Annotated in this window: 6 protein-coding genes; all 6 read right to left on the bottom strand. The window is 53.4% G+C overall.

Translation table 11 applies throughout. The annotated features are described in order from the left end of the window. Positions 1 to 195, bottom strand: a 195-nt coding sequence (locus AC16KF_RS03985) for a hypothetical protein (protein ID WP_484036003.1), incomplete at its 3' end; no start/stop codon positions are given. A gap of 220 nt (positions 196 to 415) precedes the next feature. Continuing rightward, complete coding sequence (locus AC16KF_RS03980) at positions 416 to 1909, bottom strand: glycoside hydrolase family 13 protein (RefSeq protein WP_484036002.1); 1494 nt, start codon at positions 1907 to 1909, stop codon at positions 416 to 418. Positions 1910 to 1978: 69 nt separating this feature from the next. Then, complete coding sequence (locus AC16KF_RS03975) at positions 1979 to 3079, bottom strand: ABC transporter ATP-binding protein (protein WP_484036001.1); 1101 nt, start codon at positions 3077 to 3079, stop codon at positions 1979 to 1981. 217 nt (positions 3080 to 3296) lie between these two features. Further along, positions 3297 to 4178, bottom strand: coding sequence for a DMT family transporter (locus AC16KF_RS03970; protein ID WP_484036000.1), 882 nt, complete (start codon positions 4176 to 4178; stop codon positions 3297 to 3299). Between the two features lie 179 nt (positions 4179 to 4357). Then, the gene (locus tag AC16KF_RS03965; protein WP_484035999.1) at positions 4358 to 4876 is read right to left on the bottom strand and encodes a GNAT family N-acetyltransferase; all 519 of its coding nucleotides are present in this window, start codon (positions 4874 to 4876) and stop codon (positions 4358 to 4360) included. Then, positions 4873 to 6567, bottom strand: coding sequence for a ribosomal protection-like ABC-F family protein (gene abc-f / locus AC16KF_RS03960; protein ID WP_484035998.1), 1695 nt, complete (start codon positions 6565 to 6567; stop codon positions 4873 to 4875). Before abc-f ends, AC16KF_RS03965 begins: the two co-directional genes overlap by 4 nt. Positions 6568 to 7019 lie beyond the last annotated feature (452 nt).

Raw genomic sequence — 7019 nt, 5'->3', positions numbered from 1 at the left:
GAGCGCGATCAATGCGTATTTTTGAACTGCGCCTTGAGCCTTAACTGCCAATTCTTCCAGCCGCTTCACAATGGCAGGGCTGGAGTAATTCACGTGCTCCAACATATGCATGGCGTCTAACTGTTTTGTTGTATCGTCGCTGTTGAGATCCCCTAGAATCTTGTCCAAGACTTCCTGCGCTTCATTGTTCGACATAGCAGTTTCCTTTTCCTGCATAATCAAACCCTTGTAAGTGATGATGGTTATGATGGTTTTCGCGCAGTGCGCTGGAGCCGAACGTCCAAGATCGCCTTCAAAACTGCCAAAAACTATCAGGCTTTACAACTCGCCTGACGCAGTGTATCTCTCTTGAAGAACACCGAGGATGATGTGAGAGGGGCGAAGAACCTCCATCACGGCGCATGCGATCTTTGATTCACTTCAACACCACGCCGCTTCTGGCAGGGATGGTGAATTTCAGCCGTTCTTCAATAATAATGTCGTGGGCGATTCCATGCACTGCATGAAGATTCTTCTTTGTGGAAGGATGCGTTTCATGCGTGACGTGAATTTGCTGAGGCGATTCGGATACATTTAACGCCACGATGAAAGTTTTCCCCTCGAACGAACGCGAGTAAGCATACACGCCGTTCGCCGACCAGAGCCGCTTCATGTCGCCGCGCCTGAAGGCGGGATTCTTCGTCCGCAGCGCGATGATCTCCTTAAAGTAGCCCAACAAGTCCTTGTCCCATTTGTGTTCATCCCATGAGAATGACTTTCGGCAAAAGGGATCGTGCTCGCCGTCCAGGCCGATCTCGTCGCCGTAGTAGATGCACGGCGCGCCGGTGATGGTCATCATGAACAGCCACGCGAGTTTGAGCGAGTCTTTGTCGCCGCTTGCAAACGATAAAAAGCGCGGCATGTCGTGACTGTCGAGCAGGTTCAGTTGCGAGCGCGTAATCTCGGGTTTATACAAGCCCATCATGTGGTCAATTCGGTCTGCGAACTCGTGTGCGTCAATGGCGCCCTGAATGTTTTTAAAATTCGACTGCTGGTGCGCCACGCGCAAATCGAGATGCTTGGCGGGGAAAAATGCCGCACACGCGTTCGTTGCGACGTAATTCATCACCGCGTCGAACTGATCGCCCTGTAGCCAACGTTGCGACTCGTGCCAAATCTCGCCGACGATGTACGCCTCGGGGTTTGCGCTCCGCACGCGGCGGCGGAATTCCTGCCAGAACGAATCGTCGTCAATTTCGGCTGGCACATCCAGCCGCCAGCCGTCCGCGCCGAATCGAATCCAATGTTCGGCAACATCAAAAAGAAACTCACGCACATCGGGATTGTTCGTGTTGAGCTTTGGAAGCGCGGGCAAGTTCCACCACGCGCGGTAACCGATGGCGGTGAGACTGTCTTCATGATGCAAAAGTTTCTGCTCATGCGGGCTTGGGTACGCGCCCCAATGTTTTTTCCCTTGCAGGCGTTCTTCATCGAAGAAGAACCAATCCTTGTAGGGCGAGCCTGCTCCGTTCTCGAGCACATGATGAAATTGCCAAAAGCCGCGCGAGGCGTGATTAAACACCCCGTCGAGAATGACGCGGATGTTCTTCTTGTGCGCCGCATCCAGCAGAACGCGCAGGGCGTCATTGCCGCCGAGGAGCGGATCCACGTTGTAGTAGTCGAATGTATGGTAGCGATGATTCGACGCGGATGAAAATATCGGGTTGAGGTAGAGCGCGTTGATTCCCAAGTCCACGAGATAATCGAGTCGTTCCGCAACGCCGTAGAGGTCGCCGCCTTTGAAGCCGTGCGGGGTGGGAGCGGAATCCCACTCTTCAAATCCGATGTCGGGCATGCGCCTGCCGCGCGCGAATCGGTCGGGAAAAATCTGATAAAAGATCGCGTCTTGCACCCATTCTGGTGTGGTCATTCAACCTCGAAAAGCAGATTAGCGCGGTGTCGCCGCGCTAATCGTGATCTGAAAATCTTGCGTGAGAATTTATCGTATTGCCTGCTCGCTTGCCGCATCGAAAATGTGGAAGTTATCCATGTCGAACGCGACTTGCGCCTGTTGACCCACGCGCAATTTCGAGCGTGGATCGACGCGCGCGACGAACGTGTTCTGTCCGCTCATCAGGTAAAGGAAGATCTCGTTACCCATTAACTCGGTTACGTCCACTTTTACATTGACCTTTTCCGAGTCGATATTCGCGGGGACGAAGTCGGCGTCGTGAATGTTCTCAGGGCGGATGCCAAAGACCACCTCTTTGCCCGCGTGGTTTTCGAATGCCTTTGCCTTGGAGGAGGGAATCGCCACAGAGAAATCGCCGGTATCCACCAGTAATGTATCTCCATCTTTGCGCAACTTGCCGCGGAAGAAGTTCATGGCAGGCGAGCCGATGAAGCCAGCCACGAACAAGTTGTTCGGGCGGTCGTACAGATTCTGCGGCGTGTCGAGTTGTTGCAACACGCCTTTGTTGATCACTGCAATACGCGTCGCCATCGTCATGGCTTCGGTTTGATCGTGAGTCACATAAATGAAGGTGGTCTGCAACCGCTGGTGCAGTTTGCTGATCTCAGAGCGCATCTGCACGCGCAATTTCGCGTCGAGGTTCGAGAGCGGCTCATCGAACAGAAAAACTTTCGGTTCGCGCACGATGGCGCGCCCCACCGCCACGCGCTGGCGCTGTCCGCCTGAAAGCTGACGCGGCTTCCGGTCGAGATAATCCGTGATGCCTAAAATCTCAGCCGCTTCGCTCACGCGGCGCTTGATCTCCTCTTTCGGCGTTTTGCGCAGTTTCAAACCGAACGCCATGTTATCGTACACCGAGAGATGCGGGTACAACGCATAGGACTGAAAGACCATGGCAATATCGCGGTCTTTCGGCGCCACATCGTTCACCACGCGGTCGCCAATGCGGATCTCGCCGCTGGAAATTTCCTCCAAGCCAGCCAACGAGCGCAGGGCGGTGGTCTTGCCGCATCCCGAGGGACCTACCAACACAAGGAATTCCTTGTCTTCGATGTGAATATTCAGGTCATTCACAGCGGTTACATCACCATACTTTTTGAACACGTGATCGAACGTTACGCTTGCCATGGGTCTTTCCTCCGTTTCGTGGGAATATAGTGACCGGATTATACACCCGCATTTTTTATTGTTGGAAGGAAGTTCTTCCCGATTTTCACGTGGATAAATACCCGCTTCGCCCCAACGGGTGAGCCTGATTCTGCTCTTCGAGTTTGTCCACCCTTCACGCGTGGCGCGGGAGGCTATCGGCAGTAAGGTGACGGTCACTTGCGAAGTGACCGTCACCTCAACGGTTTACCAACCACACGCCAAACAAAATAATTCCACCGCCGACCAACGATGCAAGCGTGATCGCTTCATTGAGAATGAAGAACGCGACGACCATCGCGATCAACGGTTCGATATACAAAAATACACCGGTGCTTGCAGTGGTTAATGCTTGCAAGGCGTCGTACCATGCGATGTACGCCAGCCCCGAACAAAAGATTCCGAGAAAAGTAATTCCGAGCCAGCCGTTGAAAGTCAACTCAGGGACTTCTACAATCAATCCATTCCCAACAAATAGCGCGGAGGCGAACAGCCAGCCGAACAGCATCATATAGAAAACGAACAGACTTGCCGAGGTGGTTTTCAGTCCGCGCCGCGAGAGGACCGACACGACCGCCCAGTTGACCGCGCTGACGAGGATGAGGATGTCGCCCGGCGCGCCAAATTTCCCAATCGAGATCGAAGCGAGGTTTCCATCCGAAACGACAAGCAGAACGCCGAAGAATGCCAACGCAATGCCGAAAATCTTGACGAGCGATAATCCCTCTTTGAGGATCAGCCAACCGAGAATCGCCATGAAGACCGGAGTCGTCGCCACGATCCACGCGGTGGTGCCAGCCTCGGAAGTTTGCAAGCCGTTCGATTGAAGCCATTGATGAAACGTGATGCCCAAAAAGCCGAGTAGCGCGAAATACCCCCACTCGTTTTTCTTCGGCAGGGAAAATTCTTTTCGCAGGGCAACCGCCGCGCCAAGAACGAGCAGACCCATCCCAAAGCGGAGCCACACAATGGTGATCGGCGAGACATCCTTCAGCGCGACTTTGGTGGCAATGAACGACGCGCCCCAAACCACCGCGGCGAAGGTCGCTTCGAAGTACGGGAGCAAATTCGATTTTGTCATAGCGATTATTGGTTTTGCCAATTCCTTTAATAACTACCCGATACTTTCCTTTTTTGGACGCTGACCGCGAAGCGCGCTGAAAACGCTGATAAAAACTTTTTTCGCCCGTTTTTGAAAAATCCGCGTTTATCAGCGTTTTTCTGCGTCCCATTTTTTAAACTGTCAGGTAGGTAGTTCCTTTACTCTTGCCTCAATTGGCGAGCATACAATTTTAATTCGATATCGTCCGCAGACAGCCTGATCATTTTTTCATGCGCAAAGCCGATTCGCTCGAGCACGCGGATCGAGCCTGAGTTCTTCGGGTCTACAATGGCGACAATGCGTGTCAGCCCGAGCGTCTCTTGGGCAAACTCCACCACTCGTTGCGCCGCATCCACGGCAAAGCCGCGCGACCAGAATTGCGGCAGGAACGCGTACCCGATGTCCACATCCTCCAGCGCCTCGCGTTTAATCAACCCACACATGCCCATTCTTTCGCCGGTCTCTTTCAAAACGACCGCCAGCAAACCGAATCCGTTTGTGGCGTAACTTGCGATTGGTCCGCGTTCCAGATATCCTTCCGCGTCGGCAACACTTCGAACGCCGCGATCCCCGATGTTCTGGATGAATGACGGTTCGTTCAGCAGTTTGAGGATGAATTCGGCATCTGTCACAGCAAACTCTCTCAGGATCAATCTTTCGGTTTCCAGCATCGTCATAGCGTCTTTTCCTTTTTTCTTTCGATGGCTTCCGTGTAGTCGCTGTAACCACCGGTATATTCAGCGATGCGTGAATCTTTCAACTCGAAGATGCGGTTGACGGTTCGATCCAGAAAATAACGGTCATGCGAAATGACGAGGACGGTCCCGTTGAAATCGTTGAGCGCGTTCTCCAACACTTCAGCGGAGGCGATATCGAGATTGTTCGTCGGTTCATCCAGCAACAGGAAGTTGGCTCCCGATAGGACGAGTAACGCCAGCTGAAGCCGACTCCGCTCGCCGCCCGAGAGCGAGCCGACCTTTTGAGTCGCTTGACGATAGGTGAACAGGTAGCGGGTCAGGAAAGAAACGGCGCGTCCCTCGCTCATGTTGCCGCCGAGTCGCACCGCGTCCAGTACGGATTGATCGAAGTCCAGCGTCTCGTGTTCCTGCGCGTAATATCCGACCTTCACGCTGGGCCCGATCTTGATCTCGCCGCTTGTGGGATTCTCTTTTCCGAGGATCAATCGCAGTAACACAGACTTCCCCGCGCCGTTCGCGCCGATCAGCCCCACGCGCTCGCCATGCCGAATGAGGAAGTTGATGTTATCAATCACGCGACTCCCTCTCCCTGTGGGAGAGGGCAGGGGTGAGGGTAGAGTCGCAAGGTGTGGAAAATGTTTACTTACCCCCACAAACTCCAACACCTGATTCGACCCGCGCCAACCATTGAGTTCCAGATCCATTTTGCGGCGTTCGGTCACGGGCTTTTCGATCTTGTCCATCTTGTCGAGCCGCTTCTGCATGGATCGCGCTTTGATTGCCATCTTTTCGTTGTCGTAGACTTTTGCCCACATCGCAAAGCGTTTGATGGCAATTTCCAACCGCCCGATCTCGCGTTGCTGGACTCGAAACAACTCCTCCTGCCGCGCAAGCCGTTCTTCTTTGTCTATGATGTATTCGGTGTAGTTTCCTGCAAAGGTTGTGATCTTTCCGTCTTCGATCTCGGCGATGTGACTCGCCACCGCGTCGAGGATATAGCGGTCATGTGAAATGATGACTACCGCGCCGTCATAGGCATTGATTAGTTTTTCGAGAAACGTTTTGCCCGGCATGTCGAGGTGATTGTCAGGCTCATCGAGGAACAATACAGACGGTTTCGCCAGCAATAGCCGCGCCAGCCCGATCAACTTTTTCTGTCCACCGCTCAACACATGGACGGGCTTCTCGAAATCCGATTCGGGCAAACCAAGTCCGCGCAACATTTCGCGGACGCGAGATTCGTAATTCGCGCCGCCAAGCGACTCGAACTCTTCCAGCAGTTTGTGTTGTTCATCCAACACACGCGCCAATTTTTTCGAGTCGCCATACACTTCTGGCTCGCCCAATTTCGATTCGACTCGCTGCAACTCCGCTTCCACCTCCGCCACGCGCGGATTTCCCTCCAGCGCGAGCGAGATCGCCGTTCGATTCGGTTCGAATTCGGGATGCTGAGGCAGGTAGCCAACGGTCACGCCTTTCGCGCGAATGACCGTCCCGCCTTTTTCGGGCGCGTGCTCGCCGACGATCATTTTCAATAGTGATGACTTCCCCGCGCCGTTCGGTCCGATCAACCCGATCTTCTGGTCGTGTTGAATCTCCCAACCCAAGTCGCGGAAGATGGCGTGAGAGCCGAGGATGAGGGTGGTATTTGAAATTGTGATCGAGATCATGTGTGCTCCAATAATACTTGTTTACTTCGGTGGTCGAGTGGGCGAAGCCCGTATCGAGACCACCACGCCGTAAAATATTTCTTATTACAAAAGTTTGTATACGAACCTGTGGTTTCGGTACGCCCTCCGCTTTCGCTTCGGGCTACTCAACCACCGGGCTTGGATTAAACAAAAACGCCGTGACGCTTGGCGCCACGGCGTAATCAAACGAAGGAAATCCGTTCAGGCAACAGGCGCGATTCGAGGAGGCGGGGTCGTCTCAAATCCGCGCATACCGATGCAGAGGAAAGTATTGCCCAACTTTTCGTATCGCATGGCGCGGATTATTATGGCTTTACCAAAGTAGGTTGACAAAGAGCAAAAAGTAGATCCTTCTCGGTACAATTGCGAGTAGAGACAAGCAAAAAGACCGAGGAGGATCTAAAATGGAGTATAGCACAGGCAAAGTTGAA

The sequence above is a fragment of the Candidatus Defluviilinea gracilis genome (genome assembly GCF_057138825.1).
This window is presented reverse-complemented; position numbering and strand designations above follow the sequence as displayed.

Excerpts from the sequence above, each read along its gene's own strand:
- AC16KF_RS03975 (WP_484036001.1), bottom strand. The coding sequence starts at position 3,079 with ATGGCAAGCGTAACGTTCGATCACGTGTTCAAAAAGTATGGTGATGTA.
- abc-f (WP_484035998.1), bottom strand. The coding sequence starts at position 6,567 with ATGATCTCGATCACAATTTCAAATACCACCCTCATCCTCGGCTCTCAC.
- AC16KF_RS03965 (WP_484035999.1), bottom strand. The coding sequence starts at position 4,876 with ATGACGATGCTGGAAACCGAAAGATTGATCCTGAGAGAGTTTGCTGTG.
- AC16KF_RS03980 (WP_484036002.1), bottom strand. The coding sequence starts at position 1,909 with ATGACCACACCAGAATGGGTGCAAGACGCGATCTTTTATCAGATTTTT.
- AC16KF_RS03970 (WP_484036000.1), bottom strand. The coding sequence starts at position 4,178 with ATGACAAAATCGAATTTGCTCCCGTACTTCGAAGCGACCTTCGCCGCG.